Source organism: Janthinobacterium sp. GW822-FHT07H10, assembly GCF_058798675.1.
On the sequence record NZ_JBXAKS010000010.1, the window covers coordinates 119,322 to 143,851 of the forward strand.

The following is a 24,530-nucleotide window of genomic DNA, read 5'->3' on the forward strand; positions in this document are numbered from 1 at the left end:
AACGCCGTCGATGACGGCGTTCCTGCGCAACGGAGGCTGGCGATCAGCGCTTGCGGCGCAGCCAGCCCGTGGCTATGGCGGCCACGGCCACCAGTATCAGGGCCGGCTTGACCAGCTTCTTGCGGCCGATGAAGGACAGCGCCGTCAGCACATACGGCATCGCACCTTGCAGGCGCATGCCGCCCGGCGCCAGCAGGGATTCGACGCGGTGGCCGGCAAAGCCGACAGCCGTCTCGACCACGCCCTGCAGCAGCGAATCGGGGCGCAGCGCGTAGCCCACATTGGCGCGCGCATGCACGATGCCCACGCGATACATCTCGCCCTGGGCAATGAGCAGGCGCTTGCGGGCGGCTTGCGCCGCCAGTTTGTCGTTATCCGACATGAATTCTCCTCGTAAGGCAGTGCGGAGCGGGCGGGCGCGGCGCCGGGACGCATCCGCGCGCTGCCCGCCAGCCGCCTACATCAGCATGTCACGGTCAGCCTTCAATTCCGCCATGGTGGCCGGCATGGACAACTTTCCTTGACGCAGCATGGCGCGCGCATACATGACCAGACCGATGGCCAGCAGCACGAACACGACCGTCATGATCGCCAGGATCTTCCAGCCCAGGCTATCCCAGGCGAGGAAAACGACCAGCACGCTGCCGTAAGCGATGGCAAACAAGCCTGCCACCGTCGCCAGCGCGAAAATGACAATCAGCTGTAACACGTGATTGCGCACTTCCGACAGTTCGATGGTGGCCAGTTCCAGCCGCGACAACATCAGTCCGACGGCGTTTTTGGCCAGGCCGGCAACCGAGCCGATCAATCCCGGCCCCTGGTGAGACGTAGCAGACTTGTCCATATCGCTCCTGACAGTGGATTACTTGCGGCCCAGGATGAAGCCGACCAGCACGCCGACGCCAGCGGCAACGGCCACCGTGCGCCATGGGTTTTCCTTGACATAACCATCCGCCTGGGCAGCGATCTGCTTGGTGGCAACGATAGCCGATGCTTGCGCTTCATGCGCCTTGGCCAGCGCGGCATCCAGGGTCTTCATGCCCTTGACGCGGACTTCATCGGCTTTTTCGCCCGTCAGCGCGGCAGCGGCGCTGAACAGGGCTTGTGCATCCTTGACCAAGGTTTTGACATCGTTATTAACGGTGGTGATATTGTTTTCCAACATGGTTTAGCTCCTTAGCTGTGGATGAATGTGGTTACTATACCTACTTTACTCAAAAACACTATTCCATTAGATCGCGCATATCATCGGCGTGCTCTTCCTCGACAGCCATGATCTTGATCAACAAATGGCGTGTCGTCGGGTCGCTGTCGCCAATTTTCACGATCATCTGGCGGTATGACTCGATCGCCACTCGTTCCGCGATCAGGTTGGCACGCACCATGCTTTGCACGTCCTCGGAGTCATCATACTCGGCATGGCTACGCGCGAGCAATGTTGCCGGATTAAAATCTGGCTTGCCATTCAATTGCACGATGCGCTCGGCCAGCCAGTCCGCATGCTCCTGTTCCTGCTGCGCATGCTCGAGGAACTCGGCCTTGATGGTGCCATTGTCGCGTCCGCTCACGGTGTAGTAATGGCGTTTATAGCGCGCAATACACACGAGTTCCGTGGCCAGCGCCCCATTCAACAGGGTAATCAATTCCTGCCGGTTGCCCTGGTAGCCGGCCGTCACGGCGCCGTCATCGAGGTTTTTGGCGGCGGCGCGGATGGCCGCCGTGTCGATGCCCGACGGAATATCAACAGATGTTTGGGTCATGATGCTTCCTTTCAAGTCTTACGTGGGTATCCACCGGCCAGGAAGCGGCCGGTGCTGCCTTTCTATGCCGCGCCAGGCGGCGCAGCTCAACGGCGGGCGGGAATCGCCGTGTTATCTTCCGACAAGACGATTTCCACCCGGCGATTCAACTGGCGGTTGGCCGCGCTGTCATTGCCGGCTGCCGGATACGCGGCGCCATAGCCCTTGGTGGCGATGCGGTCGCGGCTGATGCCCTGCTCCAGCAGCGCATTGCGCACGGATTCGGCGCGGCGTTGCGACAGTTCCAGGTTGTGCGCGGAGCCGCCCGTACTATCCGTGAAACCTTCGATCAGCACGGTACGCTGGGGATTGTTTTTCAGCACGTCGGCCAGCTTGCGCGCCGTGTTCGCGCCATCGGCCGTCAAGTTCGCCTTGTCCGTACCAAACAGCACGTCGCCCAGCGTTATCACCATGCCGCGTTCGGTTTTCTTGGCGGCCAGGTCGGCCAGCTGCACTTCCAGCGCGGCGGCGCGCGCCTGCGCATCGCGGGCCGACGCTTCCGCCGTCTGCGCCTGGGCCTTGGCCGCTTCCGCATCCGCTTGCGCCGCCTGGGCCCGTGCCGTCGCCTGGTCAGCCTGCTGCGTGCGCGCATCGAGGCGCAGCTGGTCGCGCTGCTTGCCTGCATTGGCGATGTCCGCCTCGGCCGCCTTTTGTTTGGCTACCTCTTGTGCGGTCGCAATTTTTTGCTTGGCCAGGTAGGCCAGCTTGTCGACTTTCTCGCTATCGTCCTGGCGCGTGGCGGCCGCGTTGGCCGCATCGAGCGCGGCGCTCGCTTCGCGGAATTCGCGTGGCGCATAGGTCGACACCATCGGATTCGACTGCGCCGCCATGTAGTCGCCGCGCGTCTGGTCGAGCAGGCTGGTGGTGGTCGGCGCGGAGCTGCAGGCGGCAACGAGGGCGGCCATGGCCAGCAGGCCGGGGATGGTGGTGTAGGTAGCTTTTTTCATGATGGAATCCTGTTCTTATTGTTTCGGGGCTTGCTGGTTGGCACGGTCGAGCTCTTCGCGCATGACGCGGATGTTCTCGTTGATTTCATCGGCGGCCGTGGTGGCCTTGGCCGAATTGGCCTTGCTTTGCGCCAGCTTGGCATCCGCCTGCGCCTGGTCAGCCAGGTCGCGCGCCGTCTTGTAGTCGCGGTCCTTCAAGGCCTGGTTGGCCATGCGCATCTTTTCGCGGGCCGAACGCATTTCATCGGGTGCCAGGTCGGCGGCGCCGGCGCTGGCGGCATTGTCGACGGCGGCGCGCGAAACGGCCACATCGGCCGTGGCCGGCGTTTTCAGGCTGGAGCAGCCCGTCATGAAGACGAGGGCGGCGGCGCAGGCGGCCAGTGCGGCCAAGGGGGTTTTCAAGGAATCTCGGTTTGTCATTTTTCTTCTCCTGGAGAATGTATAAGCGGTGGGTACCATGTGCATCTGAAATCAGGAACTGCGTTTGATGTATGACGTTATAGGCCCGGCCTCTGCGCATATCCGTTCGGTGCCGCACATAGGGTAGGAAATCGACAATACTCTCCGCGGCAACGTGCGCCAGCGCACGTGCCCGCTAGCAATACATGAAACGAACCCGGCTTTGGAGCGATTCCTGTAGCATCGCAAATACTTGTCCAGAAAGAATCGCCCGATGCCACGCACTATCTCGCTCTCCCGCCGCCAGAAAATCGCCCTCGCCAGCGCCGCCGTACTAGTCGCCCTGCCCGTCGCTGCCGCCGTCACTCTCCTGAACATGGATTGGAACCGCGCCAAGCCGTGGCTCAATGCGCGCGCCAGCGAAGCGCTGGGTAGGCCGTTCGCCATCGCGGGCGACCTGTCGCTGACATGGCGGCAGCCGGCCCGCAACGTGGCAGAACGCACGTGGCGCGATTCCCTGCCATGGCCCCATCTGCAGGCACAGGATGTGCGCCTGGGTAACCCGAGCACCCTGGCGGACGCGGACGGCGGGGAGCCGCTGGCCAGCGTCGGCCAGCTGGCGTTCTCGCTCAATCCCCTGGCCCTGCTCGACAAGAAAATCGTCATTCCCGAATTACGCTTCGACACGCCGCAGGTGCGCTTGCTGCGCAGCAAGGACGGCAAGAACAACTGGACCTTCGACCCGCAGGACCAGCCGTCGCCATGGAAGCTCGACTTGCAAAGCGTGGTCTTCAGCAAGGGCACCGTGGTCCTGACGGATGGCCTCACGCACACGGCGATGCGCGCCGATGTCGATACGCTCGCGGACGATAAACGCTATGGCATCGCCTGGAAGCTGTCGGGCACCTACCGTGGCGAAACCGTCCAGGGCGGCGGCAAGGCGGGCGGCGTGCTGTCGCTGCAACAGCAAGGCACGCCCTTCCCCATCCAGGCCGACATGCGCGCGGGCGGCAGCAGCGTGGCCATCGAAGGCACGCTGACGCGCCCGGCCAGCCTGGCCGCGCTCGACGTACGCCTGAAGCTGTCCGGCCCCAGCATGGCGCGTTTGTATCCATTGACGGGCGTGCTGCTGCCGGAGACGCCGCGCTTCAGCACGGAAGGCCATCTGACGGGCACCCTGGCGCCCGGCGGCGGCGAATGGGTGTACGAGCAGTTCAGCGGCAAGGTCGGCTCGAGCGACATCAGCGGCAAGCTGGCCTTTTCCGCCAGCAAGCCGCGCAAGCGCCTGACGGGCGACGTCCACTCGCGCCTGCTGCAGTTTTCCGACCTGGGACCGCTCGTGGGCGCCGATTCCAGCGCCAGCAAGAAGGAGCGCGGCGTGCCCTCGACGCAGCCGGCCGGCCGCGTGCTGCCGGTGGAAACCTTCAAGACGGAGCGCTGGACCAGCCTGGACGCGGACGTGCGCTACACGGCCGACAAGATCACGCGCGACGCCGAATTGCCGATCAGCAAGCTCGACACGCATGTGGTGCTGACGGACGGCGTGCTGTCGCTGACGCCGCTCAACTTCAATGTGGCGGGCGGCACCCTGACGTCGCAGATCAAGCTTGACGGCAGCGGCAAGGTCATCGCCAATGGCATCGCCGCCGAGCTCAAGGCCAGCGCCCGCCATCTGCACATCAAGCAGCTGTTCCCCCGCCTGCCGGCGCTGCAGGCCAGCGTGGGCGAGATCAATGGCGACGCCTCGCTGTCGGCCACGGGCAATTCCGTCGCCACCTTGCTGGGCACGTCGAATGGCGAAGTGCGCGCGCTGATCAACCGGGGCAGCATCAGCAAGCTGTTGCTCGAGGAAATGGGCTTGAATATCGGCAGCATCGTGCTCACCAAGCTGGCCGGCGACAAGCAGGTCAAGCTCAATTGCATGGCCGCCGATTTCGTCGTCAACAAGGGGCTGATGCGCACGCGCCAGTTCATCGTCGACACCGATGACGCCATCCTGCATGTCGACGGCACGGTGAACCTGGCCGATGAACGGCTGGACCTGACCTTGCAGCCGGACAGCAAGGGGCTGCGCATCTTTTCGCTGCGCTCGCCCCTGTATGTGCACGGCACCTTCAGCAAGCCGGACGTGAGCGTCGACAAGGGCGTGCTGGCCCTGCGCGCGGGCGGCGCGCTGGCCTTGGCCGTGGTGGCGCCCGTGGCGGCCCTGCTGCCGCTCGTCAATGCCGGCCCCGGCGAGGACAGCGAATGCGCGGCGCTGCTGGCGCAGGCGCGCGTCAAGCCGGTGGCGCCGAAGCCGGGCAAGAGCGTGCGCAAAGGCCGCCAATAAGCTGCGCCTGGGTGCATTTACAATTGTTACACACCTATGTGCGTTGCCGAACAGACCCTATCTTGTCGCAATCCTATCCTGTGATCGTGCCTGAAACACCCAAGACGTGGCGTCACGAACTACCTTCCGGCCCCTACCTTGCCGGCGCCACGAGGTCCGAATTCACAGGAGATTTATCATGCAAACCATCAAAAAACTCGCCGCTACCACTTCCGTCGCTGCTCTGCTGCTGAGCCTTACCGCCTGCGCCAACATGTCAGGCCAGGATAAAAACACGGCCATCGGCGCCGGTGTCGGCGCCGTCGCCGGTTCCGTGCTGACGGGTGGCAGCGCCGTCGGCGCCGTCGGCGGCGCCGCCGTCGGTGGCGTGATCGGCAATCAGGTCAAGCCGAAGTAATCGGCAGGCAAAAAGCGGGGTGGGTGCGCAGGCGCCCGCCCCGCTTTTTTGCGTCCAGGTCCTGTCGGGAAAGTTTCGAATGGCTTGCCGAAGGCAGCGATTAAACGAAGACGTTGGCCATGCCGATGGCGCCCGTATCCTTGACCAGCTCGTAGCAGCGGCAAGACACGGCTTCCAGGCCGGCCGAATCGAGGATCTCGATATTGCCGCGGCTGTAGGTGATCAGTTTTTGCTGTTGCAGCGCGCTGGCCGCCTTGGTCACGCCGACGCGCCGCACGCCCAGGGTATGGGCGAGGAATTCATGCGTCAGGTGGAACTTTTCGGACTGCAGGCGGTCGCGCGTGATCAGCAGCGAACGCGCCAGGCGCGCCTCGAGCACGTGGAAACGGCTGCACACGGCGATCTGGATGGCTTGCGCCAGCAAGGTGTCGGTGTAGCGGTACAGCAGGCGCTGCAGGGAGTCGAGCTGGGCGAATTCGGCGCAAAAGTCGCTGCGCGCGATGCGGCTGGCCGTGCCGGAACGTTGCACCACGGCACGCACTTGCGCCAGGTCATGCCCCAGCGCGACGGATGCGCCCAGCACGCCTTCGCGGCCGACGGAACCCACTTCCAGGGTCATGCGGCCTTCCGCCACGGCCAGCAGCGAGATCAGGCAATCGCCGGGAAAATAAATGTAGCCGATGGGCTGGCCCGGCTCGTACAGCACGTCGCCCACGTCGACCGTGACGGTGTCGAACAGCGCCGTCAGGTGCCGAAGGTCGGACTCGGGCAGGCTGGCCAGCAAGCGGTTGCTTGCGGCGGGCGTGCTCAAGCCGGAACGGCCTGTGTCGCGGGACAGGTTCATGCTGGCGGTCATGGGTGGCATTGCCTTTTCCTGGGTGTCGTTACAACTCGACATAATTTTTACCTAGCCTACGGTGCGCCACCGGTCCTGTATGTACGGTGACGCACGGAAGCGAAGGAGACAGCACCGCACACTGGCCTGACTGGCCTGCGGCAGCGCATGCGGACGGCCTGCATCACTGATTTGCATCACTTATTTATATGCAGCACCCATTATTAAAAACCAAGGAGCACTCCATGACTACCACCACCAAATCCCTCCATCCGCTGGTGCTTGCCGCCGCCGTCGCGGTCCTGCTGTTCTGCGGCGTCGGCACGGCCGCCCTGATGGGCTGGCTGCCCTCGTCGCAGGGCGATGCCCAGCCCCTGAGCGGCAATGCCTCGGCGGAACAGCTGGCCAGCCTGCAGGCGAACCAGCCGAACCAGCCGGCAGCGGGCATGCAGCCGCTGGCCGCCCTGCCGCCGCAGCAACAGCAGCCACAGCCGCAAATGCAGCAGCCCGTGCGCCAGCCGCAGCCACAGCCACAGCCACAGCCACAATATGTGGCGGCAGCGCCGGCGCCGCAGGTGTGCGGCAATTGCGGCGTGATCGAAGCCATCCATGAAGTCAATACGCGCGCCGAAGGCAGCGGCGTGGGCGCGGCCGGCGGCGCCGTCGTCGGCGGCTTGCTGGGCAATCAGGTTGGCGGCGGTCACGGCAGGCAGCTGGCCACCGTGCTGGGCGCCGTGGGCGGTGCCGTCGCCGGCAACCAGATCGAAGGCAGCGTGCGCGCCACGCGCAGCTACAACATCGTCGTACGCCTCGACAACGGCAAGACGCGCACCGTGCACCAGAGCGCCGCGCCGAACTGGCGCCAGGGCGACCGCGTGCGCGTCGTCAACGGCGGCTTGCGCGCCATCGGCTAAGCCCGCCACGGCGACAACATGCGCGCAGCGCCGCCACGCAACTGAATGTTGCCAATTCAACACACGCCCGGCCCGTCCGGGCGTTTTCTTTTTGATAATGTTCGTTGGCGTACAGATGAGCTACCCGTGGCGCGAGATGATGCATTCAGGAAAGTTCAACGGATGTCCCATCACCACAGGAGAAGCTATGGATAGCGACAAGACAGGCGGCAACAGGATCTGGCTGGGCTTTATCGGTGGCGGCATGCTGGCCACCGCGCTCGGCTTCTGCGCGCTGGACCTGGCGCCCGCGTCCGCCAGCGCGCCCGTGTTCGGCGTCATGCTGCTGCTTACCGGCGGCCTGCTCAGCTGCCTGGCCGGCGCCGTCGGCATGGCCGGCATGCTGGCCTGGATACCGGGCATGGCCAGCGAGCCGGAACGGGCCGCGCGCCGCGCGCCGGCCGGGCACCGGACTAAATAGGTGTTGTGTACGGCAGCGTACAGATCATTTCAGAAATAAACTAGACAATAAGTCATGGCATCAACGTTGCGCGATCAACATGGCAACGTGAATGGCAAACATATGATGGCAGCGCCCGCAGCTACCGGCTTGCAAGCCGGAATCAGGCCGGCGCCGCCATCCACACACTACTCTCGGAGGACGCATCATGCTCTATACAATCGCAGTAGTACTCATCATTCTCTGGCTGCTGGGCCTGGTTACTTCCTATACCATCGGCGGCTTCATCCACATCCTGCTGGTCGTCGCCGTGATCATGGTCCTGTTGCGCCTGATCAGCGGACGCGGACTATAGACATGCCGGCTGATGCAGGCTGACGGTGGCGGCGCGCGTGCAAACGGGCGCCGCCCTTTTGCGTGCCGCTTGTGCCTGCCTTGCGCGCGATTTTCCGCGCGCTGGCAAACCGGCCCATTTTGCAGTAACGTGTGCAGGTAGTTTGCAGATAGTTCCTGGGTATGTCCCAATAACAAAACAAGGAGAAAATCCATGAAAGCATACAAAAACGGCCCTGGCGCCAAATCCCTGATCGGCATGCTGGTCCTCGCGCTGGCCGCCACGGGCTGTGCTGATATGTCCTCCACACAACGTGGCACGGCCACCGGCGCCGGCGTTGGCGCCGGCCTGGGCGCGCTGATCGGCGGCACCACGGGCGGTGGTGGCGGCGGACGTACGGCCGGCGGCGCCCTGCTCGGTGCCGCAGCCGGTGCCGTGGTCGGCAATATCTGGTCGAACCGCATGGAAAACCAGAAGCGCGCGATGGAGCAAGCCACGCAAGGCACGGGCGTGCAAGTGACGCAGACGGCCGATAACCGCCTGAAAATGGAAATCCCCAGCGATATCTCGTTCGACACCAACCGCGCCGACATCAAGGGCAACTTCCGCCCGATTCTCGACCGCTTTGCCGCGACCCTGAATGAAAACCCGAACACCACGGTCAGCATCATCGGCCACACGGACAGCACGGGCAGCGATTCGATCAACGAACCGCTGTCGGTGGAACGCGCCGCCCACACGCGCGACTACCTGTCCATGCGCGGCGTCTCACCGACCCGCATCGTCACCGAAGGCCGCGGCGCGCGCGAGCCGATCGCCTCGAACGCCGATGCGTCGGGCCGGGCGCGCAATCGCCGCGTCGAGATCTACGTCGCCGAAATGGCTCCACGGGGGTAACACCTGTCCAAACCTGCTGCGCGTAGCGACTTGCGGCCTGCGATGCTCACCGTACCTCCGTACGGTTGCGCTTCTCGGCCACAATTCGCAGACGCTCGCGAGGTTTTGTCAGGCGGTGTAACGTTCAGGCCAAAATCAACATCGCAGAATAAGAAAAGCCCGCTGGCAAGGTGACTTGCCAGCGGGCTTTTCTATGTACGGCTAAGGTTTACTTCGACGTCGTCGCCTTGGCGCCGCTCTCGCCCTCTTTCGCCACCTTGGCGAAGTCGCCGGCCGTCACGATCGAGACGGCGGCGGGTTTCAGGTGCTCGCGCAAGCCCTGGTTCACTTGCGCCAGGGTCAGGGCGGCCACCTTGGCTTCCAGGTCCTTGTCGTAGGCCATGGTGCGGTCCTGCGCCAGGTAGCCGGCCAGTTCGCGCGCCAGGCCGGCGTCCTGCGTGCGGCCCACTTCTTCCGATTGCAGCCAGCCCTTCTTCGCTTCGGCCAGTTCCTCTTGCGTGAAGCCGTCGGCCAGCACCTTGGCGATTTCCTCGCGCAGGGCCGCTTCCACCTTGCCCGTGTTTTGCGGCGCGCTGATGGCGTAGGCCATCCAGTAGCCGGCCGGCTCGCGCGACGGCACGGCCACTTGCGAACCGACGCCGTACGACAGGCCTTCCTTCTGGCGGATGCGGTCGGCCAGGCGGCTGCGCAAGGCGCCGCCGCCGAGCATGTGGTTGGCTATCAGCAAGGCCGGATAGCTGGCGGCGTCATCCTTGAGGGGGATCGGCTGGATGGCGAACAGCACGCTGTTGGCCTTGTCCGGGGTTTCCAGCGTCACTTTCTCGCCGCTGACGGCTTTGACGGCGTCGGGAATGCGCACATACGGCTGCTGCGCCTTCCAGTTGCCGTACAGGCTGGCCACTTGCGCCTTCAGCGCGGCCGCATCGAAATCGCCCACGGCGGCAAACGTGGCGTTGGCGGCGCCATAATAAGCCGCGTGGAAAGCCTTCACATCGGCAACCTTGATGGCCTTCCATTGCGCCAGTTCGGCCGGCAAGGTGGCCACGTGGCGCACATGGCCTTCCGGCGTGGCGTCGAGCAGGCGGCGGAAGGCGTTCACGGCCAGCGGTTGCGGCTCGGGCAATTCCTGCTCGGCGCGGCCGACGCGCTCGCGCTGCAACTCGAGGAATTCCGTTTCGCTCAGGGCCGGCTGTTGCAGCACTTGCGCCAGCAGGTCCATGGCGGCCGGCAAGTTCTCGCGCTTGCCCGTGAGCATTGCCGTCACGCCCTCGGCGCCGCCCGCAATCGCCACCTGCATGCCCAGCTGGTCGAACTTGTCCTTCACTTCCTGGCGCGACAGCTTGTCCGTGCCGCGCGACAGCAGGTTGGCCGTGTAGCTGCCGACGGCTGCCTTGCCGCGCAGGCTGTCCTCGCTGCCGATCTGCAGTTTCAACACGACGCTGACCGTGCTGCCCTTGGTTTTCTTCGGCAGCAAGGCGCCCTTCAAGCCGTTCGGCAAGGTGAAGCGCGTCGTGCGCGCCTCGATATTATCGGGGCTGGGGTCGAACGCCTCGCCCTGCGCCACGACGGCGCGGCCCGTGTAGCCGGCCAGCTGCGGCGCCACGTCGGCATAGGCCGGCACCACCGTGCGGTCCGGCGCGTCGGTGGGGATGAAGCGTCCCAGCGTGCGGTTCGACGTCTTCAGGTATTTCTCGGCCGCCGCCTGCACCTGCGCCGCCGTCAGCTTGTCGAGCTGATCGCGCTGCAGGAAGAACAGGCGCCAGTCGCCGGCCGCCAGCGATTCCGTCAGGGCGATCGTCAGGCTCGCCGTGTTCGAGGTGGCCAGTTCGATCTGCTTGTTCAGCTGCTGCTTGACGCGCGCCACTTCCGCTTCCGTGACGGGCTGCGACTTCAAGTCTTCCAGCACTTTCAGCATGGCGTCTTGCGCCGCATCGAGGTTGCCATCGACGGGGACGAGCGCGCCAAACAGGTTGTAGCCCGGCTCCAGGTTGCTCACGGAGTTGTATTCGATCTTGCTGGCCAGCTTGGTTTCCACCAGCGCCTTGTGCAGGCGGCCGGCCGGCGCGTCCGTCAGCACGTGGCCCAGCACTTCGATGGCGACGGCGTCCGGATTGCCGGACGGCGCCACGTGGTAGCCGGCGCCGACGAATTGCGTGCCGCCGCTGCGGCGCACCGTCACGGCGCGCTCGCCATCCTGCACGGGTTCGGCCGTGTAGGTCGGTTCGATCACGCGCGTCGGTTTCGGGATCTTGCCGAACAGTTCATTGATCTGCTTCAAGACTTTTGCTTCATCGAAGCGGCCCGCCACCATCAGCACGGCGTTATCTGGCTGGTAATATTTATGATAGAACGCGCGCAGGCGGGGAATGTTGACCTGCTCGATATCGGAACGGGCGCCGATGGTCGACTTGCCATAGTTGTGCCAATCGTAGGCGATGGCCTGGATGCGTTCGCTGGTGACGCCGATCGGGTCGCTCTCGCCCATCTCGAACTCGTTGCGCACCACCGTCATCTCGCCCTTCTGCGTCTTCGGATTCCACAGGTCGTTCTGGTCGATGGCCGCGTTGACCATGCGATCCGCTTCCATGGCCAGCATCTGGCGCAGGTTGTCGTCGTTGGCGGGGAAGGTGGCGTAGTAATTGGTGCGGTCATACCAGGTGGTGCCGTTGAACTGGGCGCCCGTCGAGTTCAGGATCTCGACCGGGGTCTTGCTGCCCTTCTTCACGCCGAAGTTGGCGCTGGGCTTGAACAGCAAGTGCTCGAGCAAATGGGCCATGCCCGTTTCGCCATAGTTTTCATGGCGCGAACCGACCAAATAGACGATATTCGTCGTCAGCGTGGGTTTGCTGGCATCGGGAAACAGCAGCACGCGCAAGCCATTAGCCAGCCGGTATTCGGTGATGCCTTCGACGGACGTGACTTTGACGGCGGCGCGGGCGGAGGCAGGCTGGGCGGTTTTCTGGGTCGGCGCGGCTTGCACCGGGGTGGCGGCAAAGGCCAGCGAAGGCGACAGGATGCCGGCGGCAAGCAGGAGGGCGGGAATGGGTTTCAAGGCGGAGTCCTGGTAACACTACGTTATAGACGCGCGCAAGCTGGAAGTGCCAGCGCGATGCAATACGAACGCAAGAATGCTCACGGGGCCCGCGCTGCGTCTTCGCCGCCACGTGAAATAATTGCTCTCATAATTTACGACATGCTTGTCACTTGCGCAAGCCCCTGTCATCAAGCTGCCATACGGGCGTGTTATACTCGACCGTTCCAGAACTATCTGCCTGTATATGAGACGAGCTCTCGTCCTGCTCTGCCTTTTTGTTTTCATCGCTTTACCCCAGGCGTTTGCCAGCATGGCTTACGCCAGCCCTTCCCCATTCCAGCATGCAATCGCGGCCGGCGCTACCGCCACGCCCGCCTTCGGCATCGATTGTCCGGACGCCAGCATCCATGCGGGACTGCCCGCCGACAGCTGCGATACCGAAGAATGCGACAACGACCCCATCACGCTGTACCCGAGCTCGCGCCAGGCCGTGCCGTTTTACGCCATCATTTGGCAAGCGGGACCGGGCGCACTTGCCGAAGCGGACGTGCGGCTGGCCACACAGCCGCCGCGCGTCCGCCACTGAATACATGCATGCTGCACCCACGCGCCCGGGGCAATTAGCCATCGGGCACGCTTTACACTGATCGACTTTACAAGGTTACACACATGGAATGGTTATTTGACCCGACAATCTGGGTCGGCCTGCTGACGCTGGTCGTACTGGAAATCGTACTGGGTATCGACAACCTGATTTTCATCGCCATCCTGGCCGAGAAGCTGCCACCGCACCAGCGCGACAAGGCGCGCGTGCTGGGCCTGACCCTGGCCCTCGTCATGCGCCTGGGCCTGCTCTCGCTGATTTCCTGGCTGGTCACGCTGACCACGCCGCTGTTTTTTGTCTGGCAATTCTCGTTCTCGGGGCGCGACCTGATCCTGCTCGTGGGCGGCCTGTTCCTGCTGTTCAAGGCCACCACCGAGCTGCATGAACGGCTCGAGGGCGTCACGCACGCACAGACGGGTCCCAAGGTGTATGCCGGTTTCGGCCTGGTGGTGGCGCAGATCGTCGTGCTCGACGCCGTCTTCTCGCTCGACGCCGTCATCACGGCCGTCGGCATGGTGGAAAACCTGTACGTGATGATGGCCGCCGTCGTCATTTCCATCGTCGTCATGATGCTGGCCTCGAAGGTGCTGACGCGCTTCGTCAACGCCCACCCGACCGTCGTCGTGCTGTGCCTGAGCTTCTTGCTGATGATCGGCCTGTCGCTGGTGGCCGAAGGCCTGGGCTTCCACATTCCGAAAGGCTATCTGTACGCCGCTATCGGTTTCTCGATTGTCATCGAGTTCTTCAATCAGCTGGCGCGCCGCAACTTCCTCAAGCTGCAATCGAACGCGCCGCTGCGCGACCGTACGGCGCAAGCCGTGCTGAGCCTGCTGGGCGGGCGCAAGGGCCGCGAAGCCGTCGAAGAGCACGAAGTCAAGGAACTGCCGGACGTCTCGGCCTTCGGCGTGGAAGAGCGCAACATGGTCAGCGGCGTGCTGACCCTGGCCGAACGCTCGATCCGCTCCGTGATGACGCCGCGCGGCGACGTGTCGTGGGTCAACCTGAACGACAGCAGCGACAAGATGCTGCGCCTGCTGCGCGACACGCCGCACAGCATGATTCCCGTCTGCAATGACGACCTCGACAATGTGGTCGGCATCGCGCGCAGCAAGGACCTCATCGAGGACCTCGTCTCGCGCGGCAAGATCGATCCGGCGAATATGCGCGAAGCCATCGTCGTGCCGGAAGCGGCCGGCGTGCTGAAGGCCATGGACACCCTGAAACGCTCGCGCGGCCAGCTGGTGCTGGTGGTCGACGAGTTCGGCACCGTGCAAGGCGTGCTCACGCCGATCGACATCCTCGAAGCCATCGCCGGCGAATTCCCCGACGAGGACGAGCAGCCCGACGTGGAAGTGCTGGGCCCCGGCCACTGGCGCATCGACGGCGCGACTGACCTGCATTACCTGGAGCAGGTATTCGAGACGGAATCGCTGGTCAGCGAAGACGGCGAGTACAACTCGCTGGCCGGCTTCCTGCTGGCGCATTTCGAGAACATGCCGGCCGTTGGCGAAGTGCTGGAACTGGACGGCTTGCGCTATGAAATCGTCGAGGCGGACGAGCGCCGCATCGCCTGCGTGGACGTGCGCCGCATCGAGCCCGATCACAGTTTGTAACACAATGGCAAGCGTGCCGCGCTTGCCATGCCGTATGCTGGGGTCTGCCTATACGGAGACCCCGCAATGAAACTATCCCTGCTACGCCTGACCCTGCTCGCCTGCGCCGCCATCGGTGCCCAGGCCAGCGCACAGACCCCCACCATCAAGCCGGGGCTGTGGCAAGTCGACAGCAAGATGGCGTCCCCTGACGCCGCCACCGACAACGCCATGTCGTTGGTGCTGCAGCAACTGGGCAACCTCCCTCCCGATCAGCGCAAACAGCTCGAAAGCATGGCCGCCAGCCGCGGCATGGCCATGCCCACCGTCGCCGCCGATGGCGCCGTGCGCGTCACGGCGTGCGTGACGCCAGAGATGGCGGCGCGCAAGCAGATTCCCACGGGCCAGCCCGGCGACTGCAAGTCGAAAAATACCGACATCGCGGGCGGCATGCAGGTGGCGTTCACGTGCGCGAACCCGAAATCGAGCGGCGAAGGCAAGGTACTGTTCAGCGGCGACCAGGCCTTCAGCATGCAGCTTGCCGTGACCACCAGCGCGCGCGGCGCGCCGGAACAGGTGAATGTGACGAGCAACGGCAAGTGGCTGGGCGCCAGCTGCCCGGCCCCATCGGCCAGCGCCGCTCAGAAACCGGGATGAAAGCCCAGGTGAAGGCGCGCTGTCATCCTGCAGCGGCCGCCTGGCGGGCGCGGCCGCTCAGAAGCCGTGACGGAAGCCCAGATTAAAGGCTGCGTCGCCGCGTCCGCTGTCGCTGGCGTTGCCCACCGTGTAGCGGGCGCCGTTCTTGTTGTGGATCTTCGCGTAGGACGCGTAGAAATCGCTGCGTTTGGATAAGGAATACGTGAGGCCGACGGCCACCTGGCTGGCGTCGCGGTTGGCCAGGTCGCGGTCGTCCTTGTGCACCCAGGACGCCAGCAGCTTGAAGCCGCCCACGGGCACGGACACGCCGAGCAAGGTGTCGCGGCTGTCCGAGGACGACATCGACAGGGCCAGCGAGCTGTAGTCATTGCTGGGATCCCACGGCGAACTGCCATAGCCCTTGTTGATGCCGATGGCGGCAAAGGCCGTCGCCACTTTCAGGTCGATATTCGCCGCGATCAGCGTATTGCGGGCCGACATGTCGATGGCGGGCGAGGTGCCGGCCGCCAGGATGAAGTTTTTCTTGCGCTGGTGCGACACGCTGAGATTCACGGCGCCGTGCGAATAGCCGAGCGTGGCGCCATACGCGCGGTTGTTCGCGCTGCTGTACGGCGACTCGCCAAAGCTGTAGATGGCGCTGGCCGACATGCCGCGCAAGGCGGGCGTCACGTACTTGACGGTATTGTCGTAGCGTTTCACGCCGTAGCCGGCCAGATTGCTGGCGCTGCCGGCCATGCCGCCCTTGAACGGGTCGGCCACGTCGGTCAGGGCCTGGTATTGCAGGTTGTACTGGCGTCCCAGGGTCAGCGCGCCGAGGCGGCCATCGAGGCCCACATAGGCCTGGCGGCCGAACAAGCGGCCCTCTTCGGACTGCCCCGTATCGTTTTCAATGCCCGTTTCCAGCGTGTAGACGGCGGCCACATCGTTGCCCAGCGCTTCGCGGCCCTGCACGCCCAGGCGCGAGCCGGAAGCGACGCCGCCCGATACCTTGGTGCTGGCGCAATTGACCTGGCAGCCGCGCTCGGCCACGATGCCCGCGTCGAGTACGCCGTACACGACAACATTACTGGATGCCGCACTGCCGGCGCCGTCGGCAGCCTGGGCCTGTCCGCAGAACGGCCACGGTGCCAGCCCTATCACAGCAAGCGCAAAATACGAGGTCTTCATGATAAATATCTCGGTAACGTGAAATGAAACTTCCCGGTATTGATCAGGACATGCGCTGTGTGTCACGTCCTAGTGTTACCTTATCCACGCTTTTTGGCAAGCAATCTGTGCGTTGTACAACAGAAACCCCAGCTTAGCGCCGGGAAAGCCGTCGCGCACTGACAACACGCAAGAGTGACCATGATTCCCGTTTTTGTCGCAAAATAAGGACGGAAGCGGGCCCTGCTTTAAAGCAATGTTCGGTGGCGAACGTTGCGCGATTTGACGCAGGCAGTACACTATTGGTTTTACCGACAGCGGCTCGCCCGTTTTTTCTGCATGCTAGCTATCCTCGAACGCATTGATCCCAACTCCAGCAATATCGACTTGCTGGTGGAATTGTTTAACTCACTGCGTCCCAAGCGCCCCCACGACAGCGCTACCGCGATCGCCAACGTGCGCACCCTGCGCCAGCTACTCAAAGGCAACCCCGCCCAGGCCCGCGCCCTGCATGAATACGTGCTGCGCGTGCTGGCCGCGCGCCGCCACGCCAGCCTGTACACGGACATCGGCGTGCTGTCGAACAGCGGTTTCTTCACAGAATTGAAACGCCGCATCGCCTACCGCATGCTGCCGCCCGCCCTCGGCGACGAATACCTGAACGACGCGCTCGACCAGGTGCTGTACCTGAATACCGATTACCTGTGGATCAGCAACGTGCCGGCCACGGACTGGCTGGAACTGTTCGACGTGCTCACCAGCGACGACATCGAACTGGCCGTCGGCGACGGCAATATCATGCTGCCCGGCATGCTCGATGCCATCCGCACCCTGTCCTACCGCGTCTGCGCCATGGGCCTGGAGCCGGAGCTGACGCGCTTCCACAGCGAAATCGAAGTCTTCCATTCGCCCTTCATGGTGCAGAACACGGAAGTGAACGCCTACCTCGATGCCTACACGAATCTGCTGCACGGCGAGATCGAACACATCGAGGACGCGCGCCACCTGCTGGTGATGCTCGACCAGTGCGACGCCGTCATCGCCAAGATCCGCAAGAAAGCCCTGTACCAGGGCACCAGCATTCCCCTCACGTATTTGCTGGTGGCGCTGGCGCAAAGCATCGAGCGCCTGCGCAAGCTGCTGTTCCTCGTCGACACGAGCGGCGAGCTGCCGGCGTCAAGCAGCGTGGACATCGACGCCATCACGGTGGACGCCACGCAAGACTTGCTGCACCCGCAGCCGGTCAGCCGCCGCCGCGCGGGCGCCGTCGGCCTGGCGCTGGAACTGATCCAGGCGCACAACAACAAGTACAAGGTCAGCGACCTGTTTTCCGACAATATCAACTTACTCGCGCGCAATGTGACGGAAAACGCCAGCCGCACGGGCGAGCACTACATCGCGGAAAACCGCCGCGAGATGGGCGCCATGTTCCTCTCCTCGGCGGGCGCCGGCATCATCATCGGCTTCATGGCCCTGTTCAAGATACTGATGTCCTACCTGCGCTCGGCGCCGCTGGTCGAAGCGTTCATGTTCAGCATGAATTACTCGATCGGCTTCATGTTCATCCATTTGCTGCACTTCACGGTGGCCACCAAGCAACCGGCCATGACGGCCTCGCGCATCGCGGCCGGCCTGCACAGCAAGGATGGGCGCAATATCGACCTCGACAGCATGGCGGAACTGATCAACAAGGTCTTCCGCACGCAAAACATGGCCGTGCTGGGCAACCTGGCGACGGCCATTCCCACGGCGTGGCTGATCGCGCTTGGCTACAAGGCAATTACCGGGCACAACCTGGTGACGCCGGAAAAGGCCATGCACCTGCTGCACGATATCGACCCCATCGGCAGCCCCGCCATCTTCTACGCCATGATCGCCGGCGTGTGCCTGTTCGTCGCCGGCCTGATTTCGGGCTACTACGACAACCAGGCGCTGTACACGCGCTGGGCGCAGCGCATCGCGCAATTGCGCGGCCTGGGCCGCGTCATCGGCCAGGAACGGCTGCAGCGCCTGGGCCTGTACCTGGAAAACAACCTGGGCGGCCTGATGGGTAACTTCTATTTCGGTATCCTGCTCGGCTCCATCGGCACCCTGGGTTTCCTCATCGGCCTGCCGATCGATATCCGCCACATCACCTTCTCGGCGGCCAACTTCGCCACGGCGCTGGTGGGACTCGACCACAACATGAGCTGGCAACTGGCCGTCAAGTCGCTGTCGGGCATCTTCGCCATCGGCACGGCCAACCTGCTGGTCAGCTTCGGCCTGGCCCTGTGGGTAGCCCTGCGTTCGCGCCAGGTACGTTTCAAGCACGGCATGCAATTGTTGAAGATCCTCGGCAAGCGCTTCCTGAAAGCGCCCATCGTCTTCTTCTTCGGCTCGAAAAACCCGCCACCCCTGGCATTGGCCGATGACTCGGCAAACCTGTCACCCACGACCAAGGCTCAAAAATGACCGCAAGGCGCATGCAACCCTGCCTCACCGCCCTCCTGCTGTGCTGGACCCTGGCTGCATGCGCCTCGCTGCCCAATGTCAAGAATCTCAATACCACGCTGGAACCGGTGGCCAAGCCCAAGGTGATCACGGGCAAGGGCGCAGTGCTGAACGTCAACAGCCGCGCCGCCCTGCTCAACAAGCGCTGGGCCAGGTCCGGCATGGACTTGAAGACCCAGGCCGCGCTGGAAGAGGCGGCCACGGGCGTGCCTTTGATCAAGGGCAACAAGGTGACCCTGCTGTTTGACGGCCCGCAAACGATGGACGCCATGTTCAAGGCCATCAGCGAAGCGAAGGACAGCATCAACCTGGAAACATATATCTTCGACCAGGATCCGCTGGGCCTGAAGTTTGCCGACATGCTGATCGAAAAGCAGCAAGCGGGCGTGACGGTCAACGTCATCTACGACAGCGTGGGCACGCTCGGCGTGCCGCAGGCGTTTTTCGACCGCATGCGCGCGGCCGGCATCCACCTGGTGGCCTTCAACCCCGTCAATCCGGCCAAGCTGAAGGGCGACGACTGGAAGATCAACAACCGCGACCACCGCAAGGTGCTGATCGTCGACGGCAAGACGGCATTTACGGGCGGCATCAATATCAGCGATACCTATGCCAAGAGCTCACTGTTCCGCTCGAAATCGAAAGCCACCGACAAGAAAGACGTGGGCTGGCGCGATACCCACGTGAAAGTGGAAGGCCCGGCCGTGGCCGCCTTCCAGTGGCTGTTCATCCGCACCTGGGCCCAGCAAGACCAGGCCGACTTGCCGGATGCCAATTATTTCCCCACCCTGTCCGAAGTGGGCGACAAGCTGGTGCGCGTCGTGGCCAGCGAGCCGGACGGCGGCTTTGAAATCTACAAGGCGTATATCCTGGCCATCCAGGAAGCGAAGAAATCCATCCACATCACGTCCGCCTATTTCGTGCCCGACCAGCAAACGGTCGACGCCCTGATCGCGGCCGCCAAGCGGGGCGTGGACGTCACCGTGGTGCTGCCCGGCGTCTCCGACAGCGGCCTGGTGTTCCATGCGGGACACGCGCTGTACGACCAGCTGCTGGCCGGCGGCATCCGCATTTTTCATCTGAAACTGGCCGTGCTGCACGCCAAGACGGCCGTCATCGACGGCGCCTGGTCAACCGTGGGCTCGACCAACATCGACATGCGCAGCTTCCTGCATAACAGCGAACTGAACGTGATCGTGCTGGGCGACAGCTTCGGCCGCGAAATGGAAAACGCCTTCCAGGAAGACTTGCGCGACTCGGAAGAGATCACCAGGGCAAAATGGGAAACCCGGCCCATCTCCGACCGCATGAAGGAGTGGGCGGCCCGCTTCATGAACTACTGGCTATAACGGCGTAGCCATCAAAAAGTCCAGGGCGTTGTTGCATTGCCTCGCCGTACTGTTCGCACTGTCTTCGGCAACGCGCCTGGCCCTGGCCATTTTGCCGGCCACTCCTGATGCCGCTTGCCGCCTACCCCATTAATTCTGACTACAGCGGCCGCAAGCTGGCCCACACGCCGCCCTCGCGCGCGAACGCCTCCGTGCTGACTTTTTCAAAGTCGGCCTGCTCTTCATTCCAACTGTAGCGCTCGACGCGGATGCAGCTGTTTTCCACGCGCAGCACATTGAACGAGTTCGACTCGCCCCTGCCCCGTGTGGACGTGGCCGTGCCCGCCTGCACCATCAGCGCGGCGTAACCGGCGATCTTGTAGCGCTCGGCCGTGTTGGCCGCCACGCTGGCATGCAAATGGCCTGCCAGCAATAAATCCACGCCGCATTCGGAAAACATCTGCAGCGCCTGCGGCGCGCGGTCGACCAGGTCATCGTCATCGAAATGCTCGGGCAAGTCAAACGGATGGTGCGTGACGATGATGCGCGTCAACCCGGGCGGCAAGCTGCCCAGGCGCCGGCGCAGGAAATCGATCTGTTCGTGGCTGATGCGGCCATCCTTGAACGTCAGCGAGCGGGCCGTGTTGATGCCCAGCACGGCGATTTCCTCGTCGATATATTCAGGCGTCAAGTCGTCCGTCACATGGCGCCGGTACTTGACCAGCGGGGTGAGGAAACGGGAAAAGACGTTGTAGAGCGGCACGTCATGGTTGCCCGGCACCACGATCTGCGGCCCCGGCAAGCTGTCGAGAAATTGCCGTGCTTCCTGGAACTGGGCGCTGCGCGCGCGCTGCGTCAGGTCGCCCGAGACCACCACCACGTCCGGTTCCAGGCGCTCGACCAGCGCGCGCAAGGGCGCCAGCAAGGCCGCATCGACCCTGCCGAAATGCAAATCCGATAAGTGCACGAGGGTGCGCATGGGCTACTCCCTGGCCGGGGCCGTGACAGGCGTGGGTGCCGGCACCAGCACCTGCAGCGCGGCGGGACGGATACGGTAATGCAGCGGCGTGTTCATGATGGTCACCTCGCCATCGGTGGCCACGCGCAGGCGCCTGTGCCTGGTCGCAATTTCCAGGTCGGTGGCCGTCAGCACGTCAAAATCCTTGGCCTGCGACAACTTGCCGAACAGCGCATGCAAGGCCAGCTTCAGCAAGCCCAGGCGGCCGGGACGCTGCGCCACGTACAGGCTCAGCTGCCCGCCATCAAGCCGCTCGCGCTCGCCGATATTCAAGCCTTCCATCAGGTATTCATTATTGCCGATGAAGACGAAGGGCGTGCGCCGCGCATGCACGGCATCGTTGAGTTTCAATTGCACGCTGAGAAACGGATAGCGGCGCAAGGCCGCCACCAGGGCCCAGCTGAAGGCCAGCCACTTGCCGCGGCCCAGCCGGCGCTGCTGCTTTTCGCGGTCGCGCACGATGTCGGGATACAGGCCGAGGCTGGAATTGTTCAGGAAGATGCGGCCATTGACCTCGCCCACGTCGACCTTGTGCGGCACGCCCTGCGCCACGTTGGCGATGGCCGCATCGAGGTCCAAGGGAATGTTCAAGTCCTTGGCAAAATGGTTCAAGGTCCCCAGCGGCAAGACGCCGAACGGCGTGCCGCTGCCGACGACGACGGAGGCGACGGCATTGATGGTGCCGTCGCCTCCGCCGGCCACGACGACAGGCGCGCCATCGCGCAAGGCTTGCCCGGCCGTGGCGATCATCTCGGCGCCGCTGGCGGCCAGCGTGATGGCGGCATCGAGCCCCACGGCCGCAAATTTCGCTTCGAGCTGCTGCGCCCAGTCGGGCGCGTAGCCGCAACCGGCTCCCGCATTGATGATGACGGCAATCTTGGACAGGACAATTCCCCTTATTTGGTGAGCCGGATATGCCGGCGGCGGCGCAGGGTCGACACGCCGGCGATGCAGATGGCCAGCCAGCCATAGCTTTCCGCCATCGCCGCCAGCACGTCGCTCAGGTAATGCGCGCCCAGGTAAATGCGGCTGAAACCCACCAGCGCCGCCATGAAAAAGGCGCCCAGCGCGATGGCGATGCGCTTGCCCCACGCACCCGGCGCCGTCTGGCAAATCAGGTAGGCGCCCAGCAAGCCGTACAGCGCCGTCGAGGTCGCCGTGTGGCCGCTGGGGAAGCTGTACGTGCTGAGGGCCGTCTGCAGGAGGGGCTCGTCAAAGCTGGGCCGCGCGCGGACAAAAATGTACTTTAGCAGCAGGTTCAAAAACATGGCGCCCGGCATGGTAATCACCAGGGTAAACAGCCAGTAGGTGGCGCCCTTGCGGTACAGATACCAGCCCAGCAAGGTGGCCAGGGTGATGGCGCCGATCACGCCATGCAGGTGCGTGACGACCAGCAGGCCAGCGGTGATCCACGGCACCGCGTGCTGGTTGAACCATTGCGCCACCTGCAGGTCGATCACCGTGATCTGCTGCATGCCCATGACGGCTTCGGCGATCTCGTGGAAGACCACGATGGCCACCAGCATCAGGGCCACGCCCACCGTCATATGCAGGCCCAGCTCGCCTTCGGGCGACAGTCTGGCCTCGACGAAGCGGCGCAGTTTCGTGGTCACGCCCATGTCATTTTTCTCTTGCAAACTGCTTACTCCTCAAATCAGGCGCGGTGATCAAAAAAACCACACCAGTAAAAAAAATACTGTTTATTCATACAGTAGCTGTGTATTCATACAGTAGTTATGCTATTCTGATGACTCGTTCAACACATCTCCCTCAAAGGAATTGTCATGGCAACATTGAATAGCGGTTTTGGCTCACGGTTCGGCCTGGAATACGCCCCAAGCTCTTTCCTCGTCCGCATGGGCAAGCGCGAAATCCTCGTCTGCCGCGACTTCCGCAAGCGCTACTACACCGTCAATCCCTTGATCGAGTGCGGTACGGGCATCGAGCCGGGCTATGTTGAAGTGCTGCTGATGCGCCGCTGGTTGTTGATCTTATCTAAAGCGCATTAAATACGCCTTAAAATCGACTGCGCAGCGCGATGCGCGGCCTGCGATGCCGCTGTCTGCAAGTACAGCTGCGTTTTCTGGCCACAACAGGCTGCCGCCCTCCACGATTTTTTCGGCGTATTCCGGGGCTTTCAACGACCTTTTGAAAGCCCCGCCCGGCCACGCCGGAGACGCCCCGGTACCGGCCAGCGGCAACGCTGGCCGACCCCTCATTACTGTGTGCGTTCCGGTGCGGCCGGGCTGGCAGGTGTATCAGCAAGTGCGCTGGCAGGTACGCTGGCAGGTGCGCTGCCAGCAGGCGCCTCGCCGAACACATTCGCTTCATACCACAGGGTGACGAACAGCACCATCACGACGGGGCCGATGAACAGGCCCACGAGGCCCAGGGTTTCCACGCCGCCCAGGATGCCGAACAGCACGGCCAGGAAGGGCAAGCGGGTAGCGTTGCCGATCATGCCAGGCCGCACGAAATGGTCGGCCACGAACAGCACGATGGTGCCCCATGCGGCCACGCCGATGGCGGCGCCCACATTGCCCTGGAACACCAGCACGGCGGCGGCGCACAGGTAAGCCAGCGGCGCGCCAAACGGGATGATGGCCAGGATGCCGGTGGCGAACGCCCACAGGGCCGGCGACGGCAAGCCGGCGATGGCGTAGGCAATGCCGATCAGCACGCCTTCGGCCAGCCCCACCAGCACCAGGCCGTTGACGGTGGCGCGTATGGCCGTGGGAATCTTTTGCGCATAGCGGCCCCACCGTTCAGGACGCAGGAAATGGCTGCCGACGGCCGTGATCTGGCGCGTCAGCGCTTCGCCATCCTTGTAAAAGAAAAACAGGCACAGGAAGGCCAGGCCAAAGTCGACGAGGCGATGGAACACGTCCGCGCCGAGGATTTTCAGCATGTCGCGCGCGGAATGAAAACCGCCCACGGCGCTGCCCGCAAAGAAGTGGCTGAGGCCGTGCGGCTGGCTCAGGGTGGCTTGCCACCAGTCGCCGATGGCGCCGCCGGCCAGCGGAATATGCGCCACCCAGTCCGGCACGGGCAAGCCGTCGGCATTCGCATGGACGATGAAATTGGCCAGCACGGGCACTTCGCGCGCGGCCTGCGCCACGCCGAACAGCACGGGGATGATGAAGATGCAGGCAAACGCCAGGGTCAGCGCCGCGGCCGCGATGATGGTGCGCTGCCCCAGCGCCGCGCGCACGCGCAGGTACAGGGGCCAGGTGGCCACGCACAGGATGCCGGCCCACACGAGCGGCAAAAAGAAACGCTGCATGACGAACGCCGTCACGGCGATCAGTGCCAGGGAAAAGCCTGCGCTGAGCATATCGCGCTGGGTATCGGTCATACCACTCCATTCGTGC

Annotated in this window: 25 protein-coding genes; 12 read left to right on the forward strand and 13 right to left on the reverse strand. The window is 63.7% G+C overall.

Annotated elements, in window-relative coordinates:
- Nucleotides 1-43: 43 nt before the first annotated feature.
- The 6 genes from AC1RDJ_RS21360 to AC1RDJ_RS21385 form a co-directional block, all read right to left on the reverse strand.
- Nucleotides 44-382 (reverse strand): hypothetical protein, encoded by a 339-nt coding sequence (locus AC1RDJ_RS21360; protein WP_071324615.1) that lies wholly within the window; start codon nucleotides 380-382, stop codon nucleotides 44-46.
- 75 nt (nucleotides 383-457) lie between these two features.
- Nucleotides 458-844: a phage holin family protein gene (locus AC1RDJ_RS21365; RefSeq protein ID WP_289889215.1), complete on the reverse strand. Its 387-nt coding sequence runs from the start codon at nucleotides 842-844 to the stop codon at nucleotides 458-460.
- An 18-nt stretch (nucleotides 845-862) separates the two neighbouring features.
- The gene (locus AC1RDJ_RS21370; protein WP_071324617.1) at nucleotides 863-1,165 is read right to left on the reverse strand and encodes an ElaB/YgaM/YqjD family protein; all 303 of its coding nucleotides are present in this window, start codon (nucleotides 1,163-1,165) and stop codon (nucleotides 863-865) included.
- Nucleotides 1,166-1,223: 58 nt separating this feature from the next.
- Nucleotides 1,224-1,760, reverse strand: a complete 537-nt coding sequence (locus AC1RDJ_RS21375; RefSeq protein ID WP_493028611.1) for a ferritin-like domain-containing protein — start codon at nucleotides 1,758-1,760, stop codon at nucleotides 1,224-1,226.
- Nucleotides 1,761-1,846: 86 nt separating this feature from the next.
- Complete coding sequence (locus AC1RDJ_RS21380; RefSeq protein ID WP_071324619.1) at nucleotides 1,847-2,746, reverse strand: OmpA family protein; 900 nt, start codon at nucleotides 2,744-2,746, stop codon at nucleotides 1,847-1,849.
- Between the two features lie 15 nt (nucleotides 2,747-2,761).
- Nucleotides 2,762-3,166 (reverse strand): DUF4398 domain-containing protein, encoded by a 405-nt coding sequence (locus AC1RDJ_RS21385; RefSeq protein WP_071324620.1) that lies wholly within the window; start codon nucleotides 3,164-3,166, stop codon nucleotides 2,762-2,764.
- A 253-nt stretch (nucleotides 3,167-3,419) separates the two neighbouring features.
- Between AC1RDJ_RS21385 and AC1RDJ_RS21390 the strand changes: the two genes are divergently transcribed.
- The gene (locus AC1RDJ_RS21390; RefSeq protein WP_493028612.1) at nucleotides 3,420-5,474 is read left to right on the forward strand and encodes an AsmA family protein; all 2,055 of its coding nucleotides are present in this window, start codon (nucleotides 3,420-3,422) and stop codon (nucleotides 5,472-5,474) included.
- A gap of 178 nt (nucleotides 5,475-5,652) precedes the next feature.
- A complete protein-coding gene (locus AC1RDJ_RS21395) occupies nucleotides 5,653-5,871 on the forward strand; it encodes a YMGG-like glycine zipper-containing protein (RefSeq protein WP_071324622.1) in 219 nt (72 codons plus the stop codon).
- A gap of 100 nt (nucleotides 5,872-5,971) precedes the next feature.
- On the opposite strand, the gene AC1RDJ_RS21400 is transcribed toward AC1RDJ_RS21395, so the two are convergent.
- A complete protein-coding gene (locus tag AC1RDJ_RS21400; RefSeq protein ID WP_071326605.1) occupies nucleotides 5,972-6,715 on the reverse strand; it encodes a Crp/Fnr family transcriptional regulator in 744 nt (247 codons plus the stop codon).
- A 236-nt stretch (nucleotides 6,716-6,951) separates the two neighbouring features.
- Between AC1RDJ_RS21400 and AC1RDJ_RS21405 the strand changes: the two genes are divergently transcribed.
- From AC1RDJ_RS21405 to AC1RDJ_RS21420, 4 genes are all read left to right on the forward strand, one after another.
- Nucleotides 6,952-7,620 (forward strand): outer membrane lipoprotein, encoded by a 669-nt coding sequence (locus tag AC1RDJ_RS21405; protein ID WP_493028613.1) that lies wholly within the window; start codon nucleotides 6,952-6,954, stop codon nucleotides 7,618-7,620.
- Nucleotides 7,621-7,807: 187 nt separating this feature from the next.
- The gene (locus tag AC1RDJ_RS21410) at nucleotides 7,808-8,080 is read left to right on the forward strand and encodes a hypothetical protein (protein WP_071324624.1); all 273 of its coding nucleotides are present in this window, start codon (nucleotides 7,808-7,810) and stop codon (nucleotides 8,078-8,080) included.
- Between the two features lie 187 nt (nucleotides 8,081-8,267).
- Nucleotides 8,268-8,414, forward strand: a complete 147-nt coding sequence (locus AC1RDJ_RS21415) for a lmo0937 family membrane protein (RefSeq protein ID WP_010396376.1) — start codon at nucleotides 8,268-8,270, stop codon at nucleotides 8,412-8,414.
- 192 nt (nucleotides 8,415-8,606) lie between these two features.
- Nucleotides 8,607-9,290, forward strand: coding sequence for a YiaD family glycine zipper/OmpA-like lipoprotein (locus tag AC1RDJ_RS21420; RefSeq protein WP_071324625.1), 684 nt, complete (start codon nucleotides 8,607-8,609; stop codon nucleotides 9,288-9,290).
- 208 nt (nucleotides 9,291-9,498) lie between these two features.
- On the opposite strand, the gene AC1RDJ_RS21425 is transcribed toward AC1RDJ_RS21420, so the two are convergent.
- Nucleotides 9,499-12,342, reverse strand: a complete 2,844-nt coding sequence (locus AC1RDJ_RS21425) for a M16 family metallopeptidase (RefSeq protein WP_493028614.1) — start codon at nucleotides 12,340-12,342, stop codon at nucleotides 9,499-9,501.
- 292 nt (nucleotides 12,343-12,634) lie between these two features.
- Between AC1RDJ_RS21425 and AC1RDJ_RS21430 the strand changes: the two genes are divergently transcribed.
- From AC1RDJ_RS21430 to AC1RDJ_RS21440, 3 genes are all read left to right on the forward strand, one after another.
- Nucleotides 12,635-12,910 (forward strand): hypothetical protein, encoded by a 276-nt coding sequence (locus AC1RDJ_RS21430; protein ID WP_493028615.1) that lies wholly within the window; start codon nucleotides 12,635-12,637, stop codon nucleotides 12,908-12,910.
- Between the two features lie 83 nt (nucleotides 12,911-12,993).
- Nucleotides 12,994-14,541, forward strand: coding sequence for a TerC family protein (locus AC1RDJ_RS21435; protein ID WP_071324628.1), 1,548 nt, complete (start codon nucleotides 12,994-12,996; stop codon nucleotides 14,539-14,541).
- Nucleotides 14,542-14,607: 66 nt separating this feature from the next.
- Nucleotides 14,608-15,177 (forward strand): DUF3617 domain-containing protein, encoded by a 570-nt coding sequence (locus AC1RDJ_RS21440; protein ID WP_493028616.1) that lies wholly within the window; start codon nucleotides 14,608-14,610, stop codon nucleotides 15,175-15,177.
- A gap of 57 nt (nucleotides 15,178-15,234) precedes the next feature.
- On the opposite strand, the gene AC1RDJ_RS21445 is transcribed toward AC1RDJ_RS21440, so the two are convergent.
- The gene (locus AC1RDJ_RS21445; protein ID WP_493028617.1) at nucleotides 15,235-16,344 is read right to left on the reverse strand and encodes a porin; all 1,110 of its coding nucleotides are present in this window, start codon (nucleotides 16,342-16,344) and stop codon (nucleotides 15,235-15,237) included.
- Nucleotides 16,345-16,662: 318 nt separating this feature from the next.
- Here AC1RDJ_RS21445 and AC1RDJ_RS21450 point away from each other — a divergent pair, with 318 nt between their 5' ends.
- The gene (locus AC1RDJ_RS21450; protein ID WP_071326606.1) at nucleotides 16,663-18,774 is read left to right on the forward strand and encodes a site-specific recombinase; all 2,112 of its coding nucleotides are present in this window, start codon (nucleotides 16,663-16,665) and stop codon (nucleotides 18,772-18,774) included.
- 11 nt (nucleotides 18,775-18,785) lie between these two features.
- On the forward strand, nucleotides 18,786-20,162 hold the full coding sequence (gene cls / locus AC1RDJ_RS21455) for a cardiolipin synthase (RefSeq protein WP_493028618.1): 1,377 nt from the start codon (nucleotides 18,786-18,788) through the stop codon (nucleotides 20,160-20,162).
- A gap of 139 nt (nucleotides 20,163-20,301) precedes the next feature.
- Here the strand turns inward: cls and AC1RDJ_RS21460 are convergent, their stop codons facing one another.
- Genes AC1RDJ_RS21460 through AC1RDJ_RS21470 form a run of 3 tightly spaced genes read right to left on the reverse strand, consistent with a single transcriptional unit; the run spans nucleotide 20,302 to nucleotide 22,796 of the window.
- Nucleotides 20,302-21,120 (reverse strand): metallophosphoesterase family protein, encoded by an 819-nt coding sequence (locus AC1RDJ_RS21460; protein WP_071324632.1) that lies wholly within the window; start codon nucleotides 21,118-21,120, stop codon nucleotides 20,302-20,304.
- A gap of 3 nt (nucleotides 21,121-21,123) precedes the next feature.
- On the reverse strand, nucleotides 21,124-22,050 hold the full coding sequence (locus AC1RDJ_RS21465) for a diacylglycerol/lipid kinase family protein (protein WP_493028670.1): 927 nt from the start codon (nucleotides 22,048-22,050) through the stop codon (nucleotides 21,124-21,126).
- 5 nt (nucleotides 22,051-22,055) lie between these two features.
- Complete coding sequence (locus AC1RDJ_RS21470; protein WP_493028619.1) at nucleotides 22,056-22,796, reverse strand: phosphatase PAP2 family protein; 741 nt, start codon at nucleotides 22,794-22,796, stop codon at nucleotides 22,056-22,058.
- A 147-nt stretch (nucleotides 22,797-22,943) separates the two neighbouring features.
- Here AC1RDJ_RS21470 and AC1RDJ_RS21475 point away from each other — a divergent pair, with 147 nt between their 5' ends.
- On the forward strand, nucleotides 22,944-23,168 hold the full coding sequence (locus AC1RDJ_RS21475; protein WP_010396348.1) for a hypothetical protein: 225 nt from the start codon (nucleotides 22,944-22,946) through the stop codon (nucleotides 23,166-23,168).
- Between the two features lie 209 nt (nucleotides 23,169-23,377).
- On the opposite strand, the gene AC1RDJ_RS21480 is transcribed toward AC1RDJ_RS21475, so the two are convergent.
- Nucleotides 23,378-24,514 (reverse strand): AI-2E family transporter, encoded by a 1,137-nt coding sequence (locus AC1RDJ_RS21480; RefSeq protein ID WP_083411940.1) that lies wholly within the window; start codon nucleotides 24,512-24,514, stop codon nucleotides 23,378-23,380.
- Nucleotides 24,515-24,530 lie beyond the last annotated feature (16 nt).